Origin of the sequence: Paraburkholderia sp. RL18-085-BIA-A, assembly GCF_046027075.1 — a bacterium.
Taxonomy (GTDB): domain Bacteria; phylum Pseudomonadota; class Gammaproteobacteria; order Burkholderiales; family Burkholderiaceae; genus Paraburkholderia.
Genome location: NZ_JARESU010000025.1, coordinates 1 through 19,993, shown reverse-complemented (window position 1 = coordinate 19,993; position 19,993 = coordinate 1). Strand labels below are relative to the sequence as shown.

Below are 19,993 nucleotides of genomic sequence, written 5' to 3'. Positions count from 1 at the left end.
TCACCCCTTCAAGGACAATCATGGCGAATTCAAACCAGCTCGACGGAACCCTCAACGATGCGGCCGGCAAGGTGCAGGACGCGGTCGGCGGCCTGACTGGCGATCTCGACTTGCAGGCCGAAGGCAAGCTCCGGCAGCTAGCCGGCAAGACACAGGCCAAATACGGCGACAGCGTCGAGCAGGTTGCCGAAGCGACGCGCAATAATCCGCTGGGCGCGTTGCTGATCGCGGCCGGCGTGGGCTTTCTGCTCGGCAAGCTGTTGTAAATTATTCGCGTGTCGCGCTGCCGGTGCGGGTTGCAGCAACTCCGGCCGCGGCCCCGGCAGTAAAAGCAAAGTGCTCCGGCGAGCCCGCCAGCAAAATCCGGCACGCATCTCCAGCCTCGCGGCTGCCTCATAACCGGTCCGATGTTCCCCGCGCGTTCGAGGTGTCGGATCTCATCGCCTATTCGAGGAAGCTTCATGCTGGGATTCGATGTCTGCACGGCCAGGAAAGTCTGGACCGTGTCCCTGATCGCGCTGCTGTTCTTCGTCATCTATATCGCGTCGTCCACGGTGCTGGTGGTGGTGTTCGCGGTGTTCTTCAGCTATCTGATCTACCCGATGGTCGAACTCGTCGAGCGCGTCAGGCCGCGCCGCGTGCCGCGGGTCGCATCGATTGCGCTGGTGTTCGTGGTGGTGGTCGCGATCATCGCGGTGGTCGGCTCGCTATTCGGCGTGCAGTTGCAGGATCAGGCCACCCATCTGCTCGCGCAACTGCCCCAGTTGATGAAGTCCGATGTACCCGGTCGTTTCCCCTTGCCGCATTTTCTCGAACCGTTGCGAGAACGGATCGTGGATTTCGTGCGCAGCCAGATCGAGACCGGTTCCGACAAAGCCGTGCCGGTGGCGCGCAGTGTCGGCCTCGGCGTGGTGCCCGCGGCGGGCAATCTGATCTATCTGGTGCTGGTGCCGATTCTGAGCTTTCTGCTGATCAAGGAAGGGCCGCAGATGCGCGACGCACTCCTCGAACTGCTGACGAAGCGCCACCGCATGTTGTGGGCGGAGATCGTCACCGACCTGAACGTGCTGTTGTCGAAATACGTGCGGGCTTTGCTGTTTTTGTCGCTGGCGACGCTGATCTGTTATGGCGTCGTGTTTTCGGTGCTTGGCGTGCCTTACGCGTTCCTGCTCGCGGTCAGCGCGGGTTTGCTGGAGTTCGTGCCGTTCGCCGGGCCGCTCGCCGCCGTCGCCATCACGCTGGTGGTCGCGGTGTTCAGCGGCTATGCGCATCTGCTCGGACTGGTGATTTTTATCGGGCTGTACCGGCTGTTTCAGGACTACGTGCTCAATCCGTATCTGATGAGCGAAGGGGTCGAGGTCAGTCCGTTTCTCGTTATCGTCGGGCTGCTGGCGGGGGATCAGCTTGGCGGCGTCGCGGGGATTTTTCTCGCGGTACCGGTGATCGCGACGTTGAAGATCATTCTTGGCAGAGCCAGGGTTTTTTACGCGAGCTCGCATGAGGAAGGCGAAACTGCGCGACGCGTTGACCGGGAAAGCCGACTGACGCACGCGGCGCGGGCCGCTTCCTCAAACGCTCCGCTTGTCGCTCCGATTCAACTTTCGCCGACCACGTCGCTGCGCAGCATTTGCGCCGTCGTCGGTTCGTGCCGCGCACCGCGCACGCGCGACACCCAGAAAACGCCCACCATCGCGACGGCGACCGCGACCCATCCGACGGTACCGTAGCCGACGATCTGCCCGCCCGGCGCATTGCCGAGCATCAATCCGCCGATCCACGCACCGCTGCCGGTGCCCAACGCCTGCAGCGCGCTGTTCGCGCTGAGGAACGCGCCGCGCCGCGCGGGCTCGGGCACCGTGGTGAGCAACGCCTGCATCGGCACCATCCGCCCGGACATCAGCACCATGAAGCACGGAAAGAACCTCACCATCCCGTAGAACGGCAGATCCGGCAGATGCGTGATGAACAGCACGGGCAGAAACGACAGCAGCGTCGCGATCCGGAATACGCGCTGCGCGCCGAAGCGGTCGGCCATTCAAGAAAGTGAAACGATGTCTGTGAATCGCACACATGAATTTATCGCCTGCCAAGTCGAGAAACTATGTGGCGACAGTACTCGATGCAGCGGTCCACTGACCTGGGGCCCAGCCGAAAGTTGATAACTAGCGCGCGGTGGCAAGGCAAGGCGCGTAGAACAGGTGACCGCGCGCCACTTCCCGCACTGTCCGCGACAGCACGACGCTCCAGAGTCCGCCCAGCAGGATTGCGAACAGCACGCCGGCCACGGCGAACGCCTCGAACCCGGTTACCCGATAGAGGCTCAGCGTCGCCGCGGTATAGACGCCTAGCGGGAAGGTGAAGCCCCACCAGCCAAGGTTGAACGGCAAGCCTTCGCGGCGGTAGCGCAAGGTGAAGAGGAGCGCGATCGCAAGCCACCACACGCCCGCGCCCCACAGGATCAGCGAGCCGATCAGGCCGAAGTCGCGTGCGATGGCGGCAACGCTCGCGAGTGTCGTGCCGGCGAATGCGCCAGGCGCGGCCTGGCCGAGCGTGAGCAGCCCCAGCGCGCCGGTGCCGATCGGGCCGAGAGTCAGCCAGCTGGACGGGGCGAGATCACGATGCGGCAACTTGTGAATGACCAGCCGGAAGAAGACGACGGTCAGCACCGAGAAGGCGAGCGGCACCGAAATCGCCCACAGCAGATAGCCAGCGCCTACCACGAACTGCGCCGTTTGCCCGACCAGGTGCGGGGCAAGCGTCGCGGCGCTCGACGCGGCTACTTCGGGCGCGACGATCGGCAGCAGCAGCACGGCGGTAACACGCTCGAAGGCATGGTTTTGTTCGGTGAACATCAGGTACGGCACGCCCACGGCAACGACGACTGCCAGCAGTGCGTCACAGCACCACAACCCATACGCGAGCGAGTAGGCGCCTGTGCCGAAATGCGGTCCCGCGAACAGCACGATGCCGTTGATGATCGGCGCGAGACCCATGGGCAAGGTGCCCAGGAACATCGATTGAAGCGGATGATGCAGCAGGGGTTTGATCGTTTCCGGATAGAAGATCCAGCGCGCAGCGAACATCGCCGTGAACACCGCATAGAGCACGATATCCACGCACCACAACGAAACGGCGAGTGCGTGCTGGCCCGGAAAGCTCAGGGGCAACGCCGTGAGCACGAGCGACACGATGCCGTTGCCCATCGTCATCGCAAACCAGTTCGGCGTGAACTGGCGAATCTTGTCGGAGAAATGCTGCGCGAACGTTGTTTCGTGGCTCGCGTCGAACTGGCTTGACATGGTCGTCTCCACACGGAATCGGGATCAACTGATTATGTGGATTTGCTTCCCATATTAGAAATACATACTTAATATGTTATCAATGCCTATTTGGTATACAGACCATGAACTTTACTCATCTCGCAGCGTTTTTTTCTGTAGCGCAGACCGGCAGCGTCACCGCCGCGTCGGAGCGGCTTCACGTTAGCCAGCCAGCCCTCACGCGCGAGATCCGCGAACTGGAGGAACGGGTCGGCGTGCCGTTGTTCGACCGGCTCCCGCGCGGCATGCAACCCACGGAGGCAGGCCGTCTGCTCGCAGAGTACGCCGCGCAGATTTTCTCGCTGGCGGACGCAGCCGAAACCGCGATCGGCGAGTTCGCGGGCTTGACGCGCGGGCACCTCGGGCTGGCCGCAAGCCGCACGATTGGCGTTTATCTGCTGCCTCCCGTTCTGGACGAGTTCCGGCGGTTATATCCAGGCATCACGGTCGACCTCGCGGTGTCGAATACCGAACACGTCGAGGAGACGGTGCTGGCGCACCAACGGCAGCTTGGTCTGATCGAAGGACCGTACGACGCATCGGCGTTCGACGCGGCCGTCATCGGTCGTGACGAACTGATTGCGGTCGCCGGCGCCAGCCACCCACTGACGCGCAAGCGCCGCGTCAGCGCAGCGGAGGTCGGCCATGCCGAACTCGTGATGCGCGAACCCGGGTCCGGCACCCGCACGGTGATCGAGGACGCGTATGCCAGGCACGGCTATGAGCTGTCGCCGAAGCTGTCAGTGGGCAGTGCGGAGGCGATCAAACGGATGCTGCGCCTTGGCAATGCGGTCGCGTGGGTGTCGCGCCAAACGGTCGCCGACGAACTCGCCGCGGGCGTTCTGGTGCAGTTGCGGGTGCACGACCTGAAGATCGGGCGGGACCTGAACATGATCTGGCGCAAGGCGCGTGCGTTGAGCCCCAGCGCACGCGCCTTTCGCACGCTCGCCGATCAGATGTTCGACCACGTAATCGTCTAGCGGGCGAGGGGCGTCATCGTGGTGCCCCGCGTCGTCGTAACGGTTGATTGGTGTCCGTCGGCATGCTGCTGACCGGATCGCGCCGGCGGCGCTTCCAGCGAACCGGGCACCGACCCCGTTGGCCTGCGGGCGCGCACTCTGCGGGTAAGCCCAGCGTAGGCAAAGCTGGCCGCGAGCAATCCGAATCCCAGCCACCTGACGGACAAGCAGTCCAGCAACCAGCCGGCAATGAGGAACGGCCACGAGGCAGCCATCCACAACCAGGCTCGATAGCGGCGCGTTCGCCTCGCCGCGAGCAGGCTGATGCACATGGCAAGCGTCGAGGACAGCGCTGCAAGCGACGCCCAGACCGGATGAATGTTCGTTGCGACGAACCAGCCTGCGTTGAAGATGCCAGCGTAGGTGGTCCAGCAAAGCGCGCATTTCGGTGCGAAGATCTGCAACCCGACGGCGGCGAGTCTTGCGGCTGTCTCGATACCAGGCCACGTGCGGATCGGCGGCGTGCAAGCGTCGAGTCCTGCGGCAGGAACACACTCACAACCGCACGTTGCCGGGTCCGCCATCCGCGGATCAACTGGCCTGGTTGTCGACACCGGAGGGGCCCGCATCATTCTTCTTCCCATTGACGACACCAAGATAGTGAGCAAGCTGGTCGACCTGATCGAGAGGAATCGGTGCGCCGAAGCCGTTGCGCATCTTCATGATCTCGGTCTTCCACTCGGGAGTGGTCAGCGGTGGCTGGCGCAGCACCATGCCGGTCGAATGACACATCACGCAGTTGGCGTTCGCGATCTCTGCGCCTTCGCCGGGTGGAAAGAGCGTGCTGCCTGCCGGCAAAGAAACGTCGAGCGGGCCGAAATGCACAGGAGGCACCACGGCGGCCTGCCGCTGCGCCTGTGCCGCGATCGATTCAGGCAGGTAATGACGGCCGGTCAGCGCGGCAATGGCGCCGAGGGCGACAGGGACGACCCAGAACGCCGCGATACGAACCAGCTTCAAGTTCATGGTTTTCGCCTCGTGTCAGACTACGTTGATATCGACGGATTCAATGACATTGCGCATGAAACCCGCGCCGTTCCAGTTCGGTGTATCCGGCTGCGCCTGTCCGGTCGAGTCAATCGCGCGGACCATCAGTTTGCGGCTGCCCGGTTGCGGGAAATTGACCGTCGTCTGCCACTGCCTGAAGCTGTAGCGGCCGTAGTCGCGGCCCATCATGGCGTCGGTCCAGTTGTGGCCGCCATCGGACGAAAACTTCACCTTTGCGAGCGCGTTGAGACCGCCGAACGCAATGCCGCGTACGAGCATCGGCTGACCGCGTTGTACCGTGCCGGCAGCGCGCAGATTGGTAAAGAACGACCGGGGCAGCATCGTATTGATGGGCACCTGCCTGAAGTCCTTGTCGCCGGGATGCACGTTGGCAAAGTGATTATCGGGAATGAGGTAGGCCTTGGCGGTCCAGAAGTTGTCGTCGGGCTTGTCCAGCACCTCGATGTCGTGCAGCATCTTGACCCAATAGGTTGCATACCAGCCGGGCACGACAAGCCGCAACGGATAGCCGTTGAGCAGCGGCAGCGGCTCTCCGTTCATCGCATAGGCGACCATCACTTCGCCGTCGAGCGCGTGGTCGATCGCGAGCGACTTCATGAATTTCGGCGTCTGCGGAATCACGCCGGTATCGAGGCCGTTCAACCGTACCTGCACCGCGTTTGCGCCGACACCGGCGTGTGTCAGCAAATCCTTCAGCCGCACGCCTGTCCATCGAGCGTTGCCCATCGCGCCGTTCGCCCATTGACCGCCTGGCACGCGGGGACTAAAAAAGCCGCGGGAGTTCCCCGAGCATTGATTGACTGCGGCAATTTCGAAGCGCGGGAATTTTTTCAGAAGATCGTTCAGCGTCAGGTTGACAGTCCTGTTCACGTGACCCCGGATGTCCAGCCTGAACGCGGCCGGATCCACGGACGTCGGAATGTCCGCAAGGTGCCACCGCACATAGAAGCGGTCGTTTGGCGTAAAGACTCCCTGGTCGAACACCTCGAACGGCGTCTCGATTAACGGCGGCCGCGTTCTCTGCAGAATGACGTTGGACTTTTGCGGAAACGCGGACGTAAGCGGGCGCTCACCATTTTCGAAGGGCAGCATGATGTTATTGCCTGGTGCTGCCCTCCCCGTTATGGGATTCGTCAACGCCGCAAGCCCCAGCGCACCGAGGCCACCGAGCAACCTGCGACGCTGCTGGAAGATGTCGCGTTCATCGTTCTTCATGGTCATCCTTCTGTCAGGTGTTGAACATCGGCGCAGGCGGGCGCTGCAGATCCGGATCCTGTGTGCCGCGGTGATGTGCGGTGTCCGTATCGAACATGTCAGCAGTAGCGCCGTGCCGGTCAATCGCGCCGGCAGCGAGGCGGGAGGAATTGAGCGTCACTGAAAGTGAGCTGGCGATCATCAACGCGGCTGCCATTGCCGGCGACACGACTCCAGATAACGCGAGCGGCACGGCGAGCAAGTTGTAGAGGGCTGCGGCAACGAGGTTCTGGCGCATCACGCGCGCAGTGCGCCGGGCGATCGTCAGCGCGGCATTGAGTTTCTCGATGCCGCCCTCGACCAGTACGATCGATGCAGCGGCCACCGACGACGCCGTCGCGTTACCTACGGCAATGCCGAGATCGGCCGCCGCGAGCGCGGGCGCGTCGTTGAGACCGTCGCCGATGAACGCGACCTTCGTTCCCGCTGCCTGCGCGGCGACGATGCGACGGGCCTTCTCTTCCGGCGACTGGCCCGCGTACACGGCACCGGAGTCAATGCCGACAGCCTCGGCGACGTGCAAGCCGACGGCCGGCTCGTCGCCCGTGAGCATCGCGAGCGCCGCGCCTGTCGTGCGCAACGTGGCCAGCGCGCGGCGTGCACCGGCACGCGGCGCGTCCGCGAAATGCAGCGTGCCGCGCCACCGCCCATCGCGCGCGACATGCACCGTCGTATGCATGGCTGCCATGTCCGGAACCGGTACGCCGAGCCCGGCGAGAAAAGACGCGTTGCCGGCGAGAATGCGAGAGCCGTCCGCGCCAATCCATTCGACTCCCGCGCCGGGCGTCGCACGGGACGTTCCCGTCGCGCCGTCGACGGTTGCACGGCATGACGGCGGTACCAATGATTCGATGGCCTTTGCGAGCGGATGCTCGCTGCCGCGCTCGGCGATCGCCGCGTCGACGAACAGGTCGACTGTGCTCACGCTGTCGGCACATTGGGACTGGACGAGCCGCGGCGAGCCTTCGGTCAGTGTTCCCGTCTTGTCGAAGCAGAAGAGGTCGATGCGGCCGGCCTTCTCGATCGCCTCGACATCCCGGAACAGCACGCCTGCGCGCGCCGCGCGCCCCGCCCCAGCGGTAAGCGCGAGCGGAACGGCCATACCGAGCGCACACGGGCAGGTAATGACGAGCACCGCCACGGCGCGTTCGAGCGCGGCGGCGATGGCCATACCCTCGGCTGCGTTCCCCAGCAAGGTGAGTGTCGCGAGCCCGCAGATGGCTGGCACGAGGTAGCGGGTGAACCGCTCGGCGATTGCCTGGGTCGCCGTCTTGCGCGCGAGCATCTGCCGCACGCTGTTCGCGATCAGATCCACGCGACGCTCGCCCCGGGCGCGCTCGACCAGCACCACCAGTTCGCCGTCTCCATTGAGCGCACCGGCTTCGATCTGGTCGCTGGGTTCGACGGTGATGAAGGCCGTTTCGCCGGTCAGCAGCGAGCGATCCAGCGACGACACGCCTTGCGTGATGACGCCGTCGAGCGGAACTCGCTCGCCAGGGCACACCCGGATCGCGCTGCCGCGTTCCACCCGCTTGGCAAGGACTTGCGTTTCGGCGCCGGACGCATCGATCACGTGCGCGGTTTCAGGCGGTAATTCGAGCAGGCTGCGTACGGCGTCGGCCGATTGGCTTCGCACGGTCGTTTCGAGCAGCCTGCCGGCCAGCAGGAAGACCACGATCATCGCGGCGGAATCGAAATAGACGGTCGACTCGCCCCGTATCAACTGCCATACCGAAAGCAGGCAGGACCCGGCGGCCCCGGTCGCGACGAGGACGTCCATGCCCGGCGCCCGAGCGCGCAGCGTGCGCCACGCCGCGCGGAAAAACGGCAGCGCACCGTAGCCAACCACCGGCACGGTGGCGAGCCCTGCAAACAGCGCCAGGCCAAATCGGGCGGCCGGCGAGAGACTGCCCTCGGGCGCAACGTACAGCGCCCATTGCGCCGGCATGACCCACATCGAAAAGAACACGGCAACCACGAGCCGGACCAACAGGTCGTGGCGGATTCTGGCGAAATGCGCGCGCCGGTCGTGCCCCGCGCCTTCGGGGATGCACGCGTATCCGAGTTTTGCAACGCGCTGCAGCAGGTGGTCGAGCGACGTCGCGAGCGGGTCCCACTGCAGCGAGGCCGACTCGGACGCGAAACTTACGCTGGCGGCGAGCACACCGGGCTGGCGCCGCAGCATACTTTCCAATGCGTTCGCGCAACTGGTGCACCACATGCCGCGCACATCGAGCAGCGCACTATCTGGAAGGTTGGATTGCATCTTGCGTTTCGCCCGGCTCTACGGCTGCTTCGAGAGTTCGTCGCCGCCTGCCCACGGCGTCGTCCGCGTGCCCAGAGCGGTTCGCTCGCCCTTCACGAGGTCGCCTGTCAGTGCAGTCGACTTGTTGCCGAAGCTCGCGCGAACGTGCGTAGCGACCGCCGCGATTTCCGCGTCGGAAAGAGTCGCGCCAAAGGCGGGCATCGTGCCGTTGAAGGTTGCGCCGGCAACGTCGATCTTGCCGTTGATGCCCAGCAGCAGGATGCGCGCGACGGTCTTCGCGTCGCCGTTCACCCATGCGGAGCCGGACAGTGGCGGAAACACGCCGGGCAGGCCAGCGCCGTTCGCCTGATGGCAGGACGCACAGCGGCTCGCGAAAATCTGCGCGCCGTCGGCCGCGGCGGGTGCTGCGGCGCTCGTCACGGCGTCGCGGCTCGCGTCTTTGGCGCTGGTCGGCGCAAGGTCCGGGTTGAGCAGGAAGTAGCTGACGCCCCAGACTGCCAGCGATGCTCCGACGAGCCCGAGAAGCCAGGGCACCGGATTCGCCTGTTCGCTGGGTTCCGCATGCTCCCGCGTGTGGATCGTGTCGTGCTGCGTGTCGTGTTTCATTTCGTCACTCCGGACTCAGTGGCGGGAACGGGATACGTGTGATTGAGTGCGGTCAGGTAAGCGACGAGATCGAGCGCCTCCTGCGTGGCGACGGCCTGGCCGCCGGCCGGCGCGAATTGCGGCGGCAGCGTCACGACCTTGTCGTTCGGTCCAGGATGCGCGACCACCTTGAAGAGGAACGGGTACGACGGCATCACGCTTCCAGGCGTCACACTGCGTGGCTGGTACAGGTGAGCGAGATGCCAGTCGGCGCTGGGCTGTCGTGCGCCGATGTTGAACAGATCCGGCCCGGTGCGCGACACGCCCAGCAGGTGCGGGTAGTCGTACGCATAGTCGGCCGATACCGACGGACGGCCCCAGCCGCGCAATGCGTCCGGACCCAGGGTCGCCGCTCGCGGCTGTTGCGAGTGGCAATACACGCAACCCATGCTGACGTAGGTGGCGCGGCCGCGCAGTTGTGCGATGGTGTACGGCTTGAGCTGTTCAGGCGGCGATTCGTCCTGCAGTTCGCGATACGGCAATGCGACCAGCACGAGCGTGGCGACCGCCAGCATGATCAGCGCGCCGATGACGATGGTGAGAACCCGGTTCATGGTCAGACTCCTGCGGATGGCGCGCCGCCGATAAACGCCTGACCGGAGCGGATCGTCCCGCGGTCGAGTACCATCGCGAAGAAGTGCCATGCGAATACGAGGTGCCCGGCGGTCATCAGCACGCCACCGAACGTTCTCGCTTTCAGGTAAGGCGTGAGGACGTTGACGGAATCCATGAAGGGCCGCGTGGCATCAAGCATTGCGATGCCCTGCAGCACACCGCCGATGCTCAGAAAAACGAAGTAGATCGCGAAGCCGGTCACAGCCAGCCAGAAATGGAGGGCAATCAACTTCGGATACGGCCACTCCCTCTCCAGTACGCGTGGCATCACGAAATAGATCGACCCGAACATGATCATCGAGTAAAAGCCATACAGGCCGAGGTGCGCATGCGCGACCTTGTACTGTGTGAAGTGGACGAGGCGATTGAAGAACGGCACGGCTTCGAGCGAGCCTTGCAGCGAAACGAGTGTGTACAGCGCGGCGCCCAGTACGACGAAGCGCAGCGTGGGCGAATATCGCAGCGTCGCGAAGCGCCCGACCACCGTCATGTGCTGATTGACGCCGACCGCGAGGACGGGGATCAGCATCATCACGCTCTGCACGACCGAGACGCTTTGCAGCCACGCTGGCACGGGGCCGCCGAGCAGATGGTGAATGCCGGCCTGGCTATAGAACATCGCCAGCGCCCAGAAGCCGACCAGCGAGAGGTTGTACGAATAGATAGGACGGCCGAGCACCTTCGCGATGAAGTAATAGGCCGAAGCAAGACCGAACGGCGTAAGCCACAAGCCCAGCACGTTGTGTGCAAACCACCAGTTGACGATGGCCTGCTCCACGCCGAAATGCACGTACGGCACTTTCGCGACGACATACAGGATCGGAAACCAGAGCAGGGCCGCAGCGATGTACCAGACCGAAACGTACAGGTGGTCCACATTGCGTCGGGATAGCGTCAAAAATAGCGGCACGGCTGACAGTGCGCCCCCCAGCGCCAGAAGAATGCCGATCTGCCATGGAATCTCGAGCCACTGCAGGCCGTCCGTCCAGCCCGCGAGTATCGCCACGACACCGGCCGCGACGCCGGCATTCCATAGACCGGCGCCCGCGACGGCGTAGCGCTCGCCGACGAGACGGGTCTTCAGCAGCCGCGGCAGCATCCATAACGAGATGCCGAGTCCTGCCATCGACGCCCAGCCATAGATCACCATATTCAGGTGTGCGGTTCTGATGCGGCCGAACGTCAGCCAGGCCGATTGCACCAGAAAGTCCGGCGACGTCAGCTTTTGCGAGGCGACCAGGCCGGCGAGCGAGCCGAGCACCAGCCACAGGATCGACGATGTGAGAAACGCGAACGCGGCGGCACGGCTCGACCTGTCCTGCGCTTCGCGGGCCTGCAGATCAGGCCGCGTGTGCGTAGCCCGTTGCGCGTCGCCGTGAGTCGCCGAAGCATTGGCATTGCTTTCGGCCCTCTGCAGCGCGCCGCGTTGCGTCGCCGAAATCCCGGGTTCTTCGACCATGCCGAGTTCACCCGTTTCGAATATTACCTGTGCCGCGTCTGGGCCGGCCCGCATCAAACCTCGAGTCTGTGCCCAGATGAACATGAAGAGCCCGAGCACGGAAATGAGAAACGACAGCGCAAGCAATGCGCCGACTGTGAGCGTCGTGGCTGTAAAGCCCCCATTGTTCGAAGAAAACCGGTGGCGACGGCGCTTACGCTGGTATGACTCCGGGGAATTCCCGCGACTCATTCCGTCCATCGCAATCGTATCCAGGCTGTTGTCGATCCCGACACGTCGGTAGCCCAACATTCCGCGTTGAGCAAATGGCGATGATAGGTAGCGTGATCATGTTCGACCATCACGTGTATCTGTTATGCCCCGATCCGAGTTTTCTGAAGACTCTGCCTCTAGAGAGAATGGAGCTATGGAAGAAATAGAGAAGACCGAGAAGTTTTCGCCCGGGGGAGTGTGAAGGCGCAGTAGCCCGGTCGTGTGGGTGCGGTTTCCCCATGTTGCTGGCGGCTTACGTCACTGGAGTCGGCGCGCTGCACCACGCACGCTGCGTGAACGGTTCTGCTGCATCGCGGTTTAACGAGTGCGTGGCTAGGCATGGGCAAGTGGCAAAGCGTCGACAAGCTGTTCGACGGTCTGCGTTTCGATCGCGAGGTCCCATCGTCCTGTGCGTGCGCTGGTATCTGCTGTCCCACTTCAGTGATCGCGCAAGGCATCAGTCAAACCAATAGTCCGAATTCATGCAAACGATTTTCCGAGGCGCAATCCGGCACATAAACTCTGCCGTGCCGATGTCCTGACACAGACGCCGGCCGACACACCGGAGATCGCCCGTCCGGAGTTTGAAAGGAAATGAACATGAACATGAGCATGAACATGAACAGTCGCAAGGCCCTGGCCTTCGATGCCGCCGCCGGCGCGCAGGATTTCTCGAACAGGCGGAGCCTCACATGACGCAGAACACCGCTTCGTCCCCGTCGGCCGTTTCTTCGGCTAGCACGTCTTTGCCCGCGATAGGCGTGATTGGGCTCGGCATCATGGGTGGGCTATATGCGCAACACCTGCTAGCAGCTGGGTTTACCGTGACGGGCTACGACGTGTCCGCGGAACGAATCGAAAGCTTCCGGCAGGCTGGCGGTCAGGTGGCTGCTTCGCCCACCGAAGTCGTGGAACGCGCGGATATCGTGGTGGTCGCATTGAGTTCGATCAGCGCGTTTCACAGCGTCCTGCTCGATGCTGACAGCGCTGCCGCTCATGCCCGCCCGGATCAGATCTTCATCGAAACCGGCACCATTCCGATCGCTCTGAAGATGCAGATGTGCGATCACTTGGCGCGGCACGGCGCGAAAGCAATCGACGCGCCCGTCACCGGCACGCGTCTGCATGCCGAACGCAAGGAACTAGTGGTCTATGCGAGCGGCGAAGACGCAGACTTCGAACGCGTGCGTACGGTCATCGAAGCATTTGCGAGCGACGTGAGATTCGTCGGCGCATTCGGCACCGGCATGAAGCTGAAGATCATCACGAACCTGCTGGTCGCGGTGCACACCGGAGCGGCGGCCGAAGCGCTTTCGCTCGCGAAGACCGCCGGCCTCGATCTGCAAATGGTCTACGATCTGATCAACGGCGGACCCGCAGGCTCGTCGGTATTCGGTTTCCGCGGCCCGTTGATGATCGAAAACCGCTTTAAGGAGCCGACGATGCGCGTGGATGTGTTCTCCAAAGATGTCGAAATTATCGGCAACTTTGCGCGAACACTCGGTGCGGCGACGCCGCTCTTCGATGCGAGTTCGCTCTTGTATCACAAAGCTCTCGAGGACGGCATGAAAGCCGAGGACATCTCCGCGGTGTTCAACGTGCTGATTCATTCGTCCGGCCATCGCCACCAGAACGCTTAACCTCTTTTTCGAAAGCATAGATATGACCGACATTACATTGGCGCAGGCCGTGCGCATCATTGACGCCGCTTTGTCCGAAGCACGCAAGCTCAACCTCGCTCCGCTGACAGTAGCGGTTCTCGATCGCGGCGGTCACGTGACTTCGGTGATGCGCGAGGACAACTCGTCCAACCTGCGCGCCGAGATTGCAATTGGTAAAGCGCGCGGCGCACTGGGCCTCGGCTTTTCGTCGCGCGTAATGGCTGAGCGCGCGGCCCATCTGCCACAGTTCTTCACAGCACTCGCTGCATTGACGGAAGGCAATCTGATTCCGGTTCCCGGCGGCGTGCTGATTCAAGACGAGCAGCAGCACGTGCGCGGCGCGGTCGGCATCAGCGGCGATACAGGCGACAACGACGAAAAGTGCGCGCTGGCGGCATTGGCGACCCTCAAACTCGACGACTGACGCCGACGAGTATCGACCGTATCGAGACGTCCCGTCCCCGGGACGTACTATTGAACCGGAGAGAACAACTTGAAGTTTTTCACGTTTGCAAAAGAAGGACGCTCCGCCGTCGGCGCTCGCGTGGACGAGGGCTATGTCGACCTGACGGCAATGGGTCTGCCTGACACGCTCGAAGCGCTACTGGCTTCGGGCAGCGCTGCGATCGAGCGGGCGGGCACCATCGTCAATCAGGCAAGCCGCGTCGAGCCGCTTGCGGGGGTTAAATTTCTGGCGCCATTGCAGCAGCCTTCCAAAGCGATTGCGGTGGGCTTGAACTACGTCGATCACGCTGCCGAGTTCAAATCCAAGGCGCCGGTCTATCCGGTGCTGTTTCATCGCTATCCGTCTTCGTGGGTCGCGCATGAAGAGACCATGCAACTGCCGAAGGTGTCCAGCAATTTCGACTACGAAGGCGAACTGGTTGTCGTAATTGGCAAGCCAGGACGTTACATTCCGCGCGAGCGCGCACTCGACCACGTATTCGGCTACTCGATCTTCAATGAAGGAACGCTGCGCGACTACCAGTTCAAGTCGCAGCAATGGATGATGGGTAAGAACTTTGATCGTTCGGGCAGCTTCGGCCCCGAGGTGATCACCGCCGACGAACTGCCGCCAGGCGCGAAAGGCCTGCGGCTGCAAACGCGCCTGAATGGCCAGACCGTGCAGAACGCAACAACCGCCGACATGATTTTCGATGTGGCGACACTGATATCGATCTGCTCCGAACCTTTCGCGCTATCTCCCGGCGACATCATCATCTCCGGCACACCGGCCGGTGTCGGCTTTTCGCGCACGCCGCCGCTCTTCATGCGCAACGGCGATCGCTGCGAAGTGGAAATCGAAGGCATCGGCACGTTGCGTAATACGGTTGCCGCGCAGTAATGCGCGTCCTGAAATGCAAGCAATCTGCAATAGAACTGGAGCAATGATGGAACATCTTTACATCCGGAGCGCGGGCGCCGCTTACGGTTTGATCGGTACGCTGTCGAACGGATTCTCCGCGAGCCGGCAAATCGAGCTGTCGTCGGAATTCGCGGCAGTGGGCACCACTTTCGAACGGGTGCGCGACGCGCTGCTGACGGATCAGCGCTGCGATCTCGCGGTTTTGACCCCCGCGCTTGCACAGCGTCTTATCGGGGAGTTTCCGGATCGCGTGACGCCCGGCGGTTCGCTTGGCATTACTGCGACGTGCCTTGCATGCGTCGGCGACGCAAAGGCATTCGATATCTCCACGGTCGATGCTTTGAGGAAGACCTTCAGCTCACTGGATGTCATCTACACCGGCGACACCCGTCACTCGACGGTAGGGCGGCATCTGATGCAGGTTCTCGAGCGCCTCGACCTTGCCGATGGACTGGGCGCCGAAGTAGTGGATTTTCCGGGCGGTGCGCTCGCTGTCGCAGCGCTTCGCGACACGGACAAGCGCGCGCTTGCCTGCGCGCAGTTGACTGAAATCCGCCAGCACGCCGATGCGACTTCTGTAGGCCCATTGCCCGGCAAGTTTCATCTCGCGAGCGAATACGTCCTTGCGATTATCGACAAAGCACCGGCGGCAACGCACTTCGCGGCGATGCTGACCGATGCGTCGCAGGTCGAAACGCGTAGACGAAGCGGCTTCGAACCGGCTTGACGGAAGGGCGTGCCGTCCGAACGGCGCGCGGGCTGGCGGATGGATCTGGCCCGCCGCGTGGAGCGGTTCCGGACGGCTTTAGAGAGCTTCTAACGGTCCTCCTGTGATGGCGCATGGCCGCATGTCTGGATCGGTCAAGAATAAATTTTGGAGACGCAGAGTGCAATATCGCGATCTGTTGAGCATGTATGCCGACTCACGGCCTACTCCCAACTACATTCGGGCTTACGTCCTGTTCTGTGCAGGCTATGTGCTCGATTTCTTCGACTTCTTTCTGGTCGGGTTCCTGCTGGCTGTAATGGGGCCGACGTGGCATTTGACCTACGGACAATCGTCGCTGATTTTGCTAAGCGCTGGCGCTGGCGCGATTTTCGGCTCGCTTTTCAGCGGCGCGCTTGCGGACGCTTTCGGGCGCAAGCGAATGTTGATCGTCAGTATGACGCTATGCGCTCTCGGGGCCGGCGCCGTCGCGTTCCTGCCGGACCGCGCATGGGCGCTGTTCGCGGTGTTGCGCTTCTTTGTCGGCGTCGGACTGTCCGGTTCCGCTACTACGACGACGGTGATGCTGGTTGAACTCACGCCGCTGCGATATCGGACGAGGCTTACGGGGTTTCCACTCACCGCGGCGTCGGTCGGTTCGTTGATTGCATCGATGTCAGCCGCCACGCTGATTCATGCGCTTGGCTGGCGAGGTGTCGCCGCCTTTGGCTTCGTGCCGATCGTGCTTATGGTGCTGGTCGTCGTGTTCGTCCCCGAGTCGCCGCTCTGGCTCGTCAGCAAGGGCCGGCACGACCAGGCACGCGCCGCTATCCGCAAGCTGACCGGCAACGACGGCGGCGGCTTACCGGTGTCACTAGCCCCTCGCGAAATGCGGCCGCCTACCGGCAAGCTGGCAGAACTGCTCGCCTATCCGGGGCGCACGCTGATTGTTTTCCTCACTTGGACGGCGCTTAGCACGACCAACTTCGGCGTCTATTTGTGGGGACCCACGGTCGTTTCGCTAATGCTGCATATCTCCGCGTCGGCGGCCGCGCAGTACTTCGTGGTCGTTTCGATTGCCGCGCTACTCGGGCGCGTAATGCTGTCGCTGCTGCCTGTCTGGATCAGCCGCCGCAAGCTGTGCACGCTGTCGGGGTTCTGCATTGCATTGGCGCTGGCCGGCGCCGCGCTGTGGGCCCAGAAGACGTTGTTAGGATATCCGCTCTTCATTGTTTTCGTCGCGCTCGGCGCGGTGTTCTTCGACGGCGTCTGGGTCGTCATCAGCCCGTACGTTGTCGAGATTTTCCCAACCAGGCTCGCCGCCCGTGCGATCGGTGTCGGCCAGGCGGGCAACGGTCTTGGCAAGATACTCGGGCCCTGGTGTCTGGCAGTGATCGCTGGAACCAGTCATGTGGTCACGCCTCGTGCGACTACCGACGCGTTGCTGCCAGCATTCCTCTTCCTTGCGGGTTGCGGTCTGTTCTTCGGACTGGCCTTCATGTTCCTGTTGCCGGACGACGGCACGGGTGCGCCCAAGGGCGATCAACGCGAGGAGTCCATCGACGCACCGCCTGCGCCTCACGCAGTGGATCGGGTATCGCACTGCGCACAGACGCCGCAGCCGCCCGTGCTTCCCCCGGCGCCGTGCTGACCCACGCATAGCGTCTGTCCGGCGACGGCCGAAGGGTCGTCTCATTCGAGGTCACGCGTCTGAACGGATGGCCAATACGGACCGGATAATCCGCACGCTATCAGAGACAGGCCGACCATCGCCCGCATGCTCGAATTCGATGAGCAGCCCGGTTTTTCCACACAATGCATAGGTTTCTCATGCACTTCAAAGGTCTCGACCTCAACCTGATCGTGGCGCTCGATGCGCTGTTGACTCATCGCAGTGTGACGCGCGCCGCGCAGGCGCTGCATTTGAGTCAGCCGGCGATGAGCGGTTCGCTCGCGCGGCTTAGGGCGCACTACGATGATCAACTGCTGGTGCGCTGCGGACAGGAATTTCGCCTGACCAGCGTGGCGGAGGGCCTGGCCGGGCCGATCCGTTCCGTGCTGCTGCAGATGGACGCCGCATTGGATATGCGGTTGCATTTCGACCAGTCGGTCTCCACACGCAACTTCATCCTGATGGCGTCCGACTACATGTCGATCGTGCTGGTATCGCCGGCGCTGCGCCGCATCAAGCAGGCGGCATCGGGCCTGACGTTCACGGTCGTGCCGTTTACGCAGTCGCCGCTGCAAGTGCTGGAGCGCGGCGACATCGATCTGCTGCTGATCGCCGACAACCTGGTTTCAGCCGATCAGCCTTACGAAACTTTGTTTGACGATGAATTCGTCTGTGTCTGCTGGTCGGAGAACCATTGCGTCGACGAAGGACTGACGGTCGAGCAATTCCTGTCGATGGGACATGTCGTGTGCCGCTACGGCAACGGCGAGGTCTCCTACATTGAGGAACAGTTCTTCAGGAATGCAGGTTATGACCGGCATATTGAAGTGATCGCGTCAAGCTTCGGCGAGGTTCCGTACTTCCTGGTCGGCACGCAACGCGTGGCCGTCACACACCGGAAACTAGCGCAAACGTTCGCGCGGAGCATGCCGCTGCGTTTCTTTGCGCCCCCCGTGCCGATGCCTGTCGTGCGTCAGGCGATGCAATGGCACAGCTACCGTCACCAGGACCCCGCCATCGAGTGGTTGCGGGATCAACTAAGAATCGAATCTTCTTTCTGAGGCAAATGCGGCTCTTTTCTGTTCGTTTCCTGAGGAGCAATACAATGAGAATGATGGTCGCGGCCGCTTTTTTGACGGTCGCCTTAGTCACCACTGCGCGCGCGCAAAGTAGCGTCGAGCTGTACGGCTTGATCGACGCTGGGGTGACTTACACGAGCAACCAGAATGGTCATGCGAACGTTCAGCAAACCAGTGGCGCGGTCAACTTCAACCGCTGGGGATTCAGGGGATCGGAGGATCTCGGTGACGGACTGCACGCGGTCTTTACTCTAGAAAACGGCTTCTTGATCAATAGCGGCGCGCTGGGAGAGAACGGCCGCGAGTTCGGAAGGCAGGCCTTCGTCGGTTTGTCGAGCGACCAGTACGGCGCTGTGACGCTAGGCCGCCAGTACGATAGCGTGATCACTTACATCAGTTCGATGTCGCTCGGCAACACGCAATACGGTGGTACGGAGTTTGCGCATCCATTCGACAACGACAACTTCAACGACTCTTTCCGCATCAGTAACTCGATCAAATATCAAAGCATCGACTACGCGGGTTTCAAGTTTGGCGGGTTATACGGCTTCTCTAACGATGCTGGCGCGTTTGCCAATAACCGCGCATACAGCTTCGGCGCGTCGTATAGCTACAGCGGCTTCACGGTGGCCGCCGCCTATCTGCAGGTAGACGAAGATGTGACGTCGGCGATGCTCACGAACACGGCTGGTGTGCTGAATGGCGACAATATTTTCGCGGCCGAGCGTACACGGACATGGGGGGCGGGCCTGCAGTACGTGCTGGGGCCGCTGACTACGGATTTCGTGTTTTCGCAGACGGCGCTCAATCAGGCGTTCGGCATCGCAGCGCTCAACGTCGGTAACAGCACCGGTTTCGCGCTCAACGGTGGGGGCGCGCATTTCAATAACTATGAAATCAACGGCATTTTTGCAGTCACACCGAGTTGGACCGTATCCGGCTCATACACATTCACGCAAGGCGCCATGAACGGCGCCAATCCGAAGTGGAATCAGTTCAATATGCAAACCGCCTATTCGTTCACCAAACGTACTGAGGTCTATCTGCAAGCGGCTTACCAGCATTTGAATCCTGATGGTCTTTCGCTCGGCGCCGCGATCAACGGCGTGTCCGCCGCGTCGAGCGACGGGAACCAGTTGGTCGTGACGGCCGGAATTCTGCACAAGTTCTAACTGGATCGGCTGCGACGCCAGCAGCAAGGACAGTGATTGCCCGTACGTAACGTGTGTACCGAAAACAGCCGCTGTCGCTGCGTCAACAGTCAGTCCATGTTTAACCGAACTCAAGGCGTCAATCGGGAACAAACTTGAGTCCGTCGCTAGACGCCACGTGGTAGTCGCCATCCCCATAATGATGCGGCGCCGCGTTGCGCAGATTGATCGACGGTATCATGTCGGGAAACGCGAACTACGCGGAAATGTCGGCTGGCCTGCAAGAGGCCACGCGAACAGCTGGTCAGAATCAAAGACAATCTGAATCGAGCAGGCGCTGTCGAAAGGGCGTTGTCACGTTGACTCGTCGACGGCGCAATACTGCAGAAGGCGTGGGTTTGCTCAGACAGATGACGGATTTTGGGCGAGCTCGGTGAAACGATGCCCTGCGGCAAAGCGCTCAGCGAGCTGTTTGCGGTAGAGCGAAGCGCGCAACAGATGTCGCTTTAGCGCAAAGTGC

The 19,993-nt window shown here is 62.3% G+C and carries 17 protein-coding genes and 3 pseudogenes; 10 read left to right on the top strand and 10 right to left on the bottom strand.

Annotated features, from left to right (window positions below):
* Nucleotides 1-20 precede the first annotated feature (20 nt).
* Both P0D89_RS18750 and P0D89_RS18745 read left to right on the top strand, forming a co-directional pair.
* Nucleotides 21-266 (top strand): CsbD family protein, encoded by a 246-nt coding sequence (locus P0D89_RS18750; RefSeq protein ID WP_408365232.1) that lies wholly within the window; start codon nucleotides 21-23, stop codon nucleotides 264-266.
* 195 nt (nucleotides 267-461) lie between these two features.
* Nucleotides 462-1,523: pseudogene (locus P0D89_RS18745) on the top strand (AI-2E family transporter); the annotation flags it as partial.
* 71 nt (nucleotides 1,524-1,594) lie between these two features.
* Here the strand turns inward: P0D89_RS18745 and P0D89_RS18740 are convergent.
* Both P0D89_RS18740 and P0D89_RS18735 read right to left on the bottom strand, forming a co-directional pair.
* Nucleotides 1,595-2,035 (bottom strand): annotated as a pseudogene (locus tag P0D89_RS18740) (MFS transporter); the annotation flags it as partial.
* 127 nt (nucleotides 2,036-2,162) lie between these two features.
* The gene (locus P0D89_RS18735) at nucleotides 2,163-3,299 is read right to left on the bottom strand and encodes a TDT family transporter (protein ID WP_408365230.1); all 1,137 of its coding nucleotides are present in this window, start codon (nucleotides 3,297-3,299) and stop codon (nucleotides 2,163-2,165) included.
* 104 nt (nucleotides 3,300-3,403) lie between these two features.
* Here P0D89_RS18735 and P0D89_RS18730 point away from each other — a divergent pair, with 104 nt between their 5' ends.
* Nucleotides 3,404-4,300, top strand: coding sequence for a LysR family transcriptional regulator (locus tag P0D89_RS18730; RefSeq protein WP_408365228.1), 897 nt, complete (start codon nucleotides 3,404-3,406; stop codon nucleotides 4,298-4,300).
* Here P0D89_RS18730 and P0D89_RS18725 read toward each other — a convergent pair.
* The 7 genes from P0D89_RS18725 to P0D89_RS18695 form a co-directional block, all read right to left on the bottom strand.
* Nucleotides 4,297-4,743, bottom strand: a complete 447-nt coding sequence (locus tag P0D89_RS18725; protein ID WP_408376976.1) for a hypothetical protein — start codon at nucleotides 4,741-4,743, stop codon at nucleotides 4,297-4,299. The two genes, P0D89_RS18730 and P0D89_RS18725, sit on opposite strands and share 4 nt — an antisense overlap.
* A 127-nt stretch (nucleotides 4,744-4,870) precedes the next feature.
* Nucleotides 4,871-5,305 carry a c-type cytochrome gene (locus P0D89_RS18720; protein WP_408365226.1) on the bottom strand — a complete coding sequence of 145 codons (435 nt, stop codon included), beginning with the start codon at nucleotides 5,303-5,305 and terminating at the stop codon, nucleotides 4,871-4,873.
* A gap of 15 nt (nucleotides 5,306-5,320) precedes the next feature.
* On the bottom strand, nucleotides 5,321-6,562 hold the full coding sequence (locus P0D89_RS18715; protein ID WP_408365224.1) for a molybdopterin-dependent oxidoreductase: 1,242 nt from the start codon (nucleotides 6,560-6,562) through the stop codon (nucleotides 5,321-5,323).
* A gap of 13 nt (nucleotides 6,563-6,575) precedes the next feature.
* Nucleotides 6,576-8,867, bottom strand: a complete 2,292-nt coding sequence (locus P0D89_RS18710) for a heavy metal translocating P-type ATPase (protein ID WP_408365222.1) — start codon at nucleotides 8,865-8,867, stop codon at nucleotides 6,576-6,578.
* A gap of 18 nt (nucleotides 8,868-8,885) precedes the next feature.
* Nucleotides 8,886-9,473, bottom strand: a complete 588-nt coding sequence (locus P0D89_RS18705) for a c-type cytochrome (RefSeq protein ID WP_408365220.1) — start codon at nucleotides 9,471-9,473, stop codon at nucleotides 8,886-8,888.
* Nucleotides 9,470-10,066, bottom strand: a complete 597-nt coding sequence (locus P0D89_RS18700; RefSeq protein WP_408365218.1) for a cbb3-type cytochrome c oxidase subunit II — start codon at nucleotides 10,064-10,066, stop codon at nucleotides 9,470-9,472. Before P0D89_RS18700 ends, P0D89_RS18705 begins: the two co-directional genes overlap by 4 nt.
* Nucleotides 10,067-10,068: 2 nt before the next feature.
* Nucleotides 10,069-11,670 (bottom strand): cbb3-type cytochrome c oxidase subunit I, encoded by a 1,602-nt coding sequence (locus tag P0D89_RS18695; protein WP_408365265.1) that lies wholly within the window; start codon nucleotides 11,668-11,670, stop codon nucleotides 10,069-10,071.
* 860 nt (nucleotides 11,671-12,530) lie between these two features.
* Between P0D89_RS18695 and P0D89_RS18690 the strand changes: the two genes are divergently transcribed.
* From P0D89_RS18690 to P0D89_RS18660, 7 genes are all read left to right on the top strand, one after another.
* The gene (locus P0D89_RS18690) at nucleotides 12,531-13,478 is read left to right on the top strand and encodes an NAD(P)-dependent oxidoreductase (protein ID WP_408365216.1); all 948 of its coding nucleotides are present in this window, start codon (nucleotides 12,531-12,533) and stop codon (nucleotides 13,476-13,478) included.
* 22 nt (nucleotides 13,479-13,500) lie between these two features.
* On the top strand, nucleotides 13,501-13,923 hold the full coding sequence (locus tag P0D89_RS18685) for a GlcG/HbpS family heme-binding protein (RefSeq protein WP_408365214.1): 423 nt from the start codon (nucleotides 13,501-13,503) through the stop codon (nucleotides 13,921-13,923).
* A gap of 69 nt (nucleotides 13,924-13,992) precedes the next feature.
* Nucleotides 13,993-14,844, top strand: a complete 852-nt coding sequence (locus tag P0D89_RS18680; RefSeq protein WP_408365212.1) for a fumarylacetoacetate hydrolase family protein — start codon at nucleotides 13,993-13,995, stop codon at nucleotides 14,842-14,844.
* A 43-nt stretch (nucleotides 14,845-14,887) separates the two neighbouring features.
* Complete coding sequence (locus tag P0D89_RS18675; protein WP_408376974.1) at nucleotides 14,888-15,592, top strand: substrate-binding domain-containing protein; 705 nt, start codon at nucleotides 14,888-14,890, stop codon at nucleotides 15,590-15,592.
* A gap of 160 nt (nucleotides 15,593-15,752) precedes the next feature.
* On the top strand, nucleotides 15,753-17,222 hold the full coding sequence (locus tag P0D89_RS18670; RefSeq protein ID WP_408365208.1) for an MFS transporter: 1,470 nt from the start codon (nucleotides 15,753-15,755) through the stop codon (nucleotides 17,220-17,222).
* Nucleotides 17,223-17,401: 179 nt separating this feature from the next.
* Nucleotides 17,402-18,304 carry a LysR family transcriptional regulator gene (locus P0D89_RS18665; protein WP_408376972.1) on the top strand — a complete coding sequence of 301 codons (903 nt, stop codon included), beginning with the start codon at nucleotides 17,402-17,404 and terminating at the stop codon, nucleotides 18,302-18,304.
* A 44-nt stretch (nucleotides 18,305-18,348) separates the two neighbouring features.
* Nucleotides 18,349-19,494, top strand: a complete 1,146-nt coding sequence (locus P0D89_RS18660) for a porin (RefSeq protein ID WP_408365204.1) — start codon at nucleotides 18,349-18,351, stop codon at nucleotides 19,492-19,494.
* Between the two features lie 381 nt (nucleotides 19,495-19,875).
* Here P0D89_RS18660 and P0D89_RS18655 read toward each other — a convergent pair.
* A pseudogene (locus tag P0D89_RS18655) lies at nucleotides 19,876-19,993 on the bottom strand (IS6 family transposase); the annotation flags it as partial.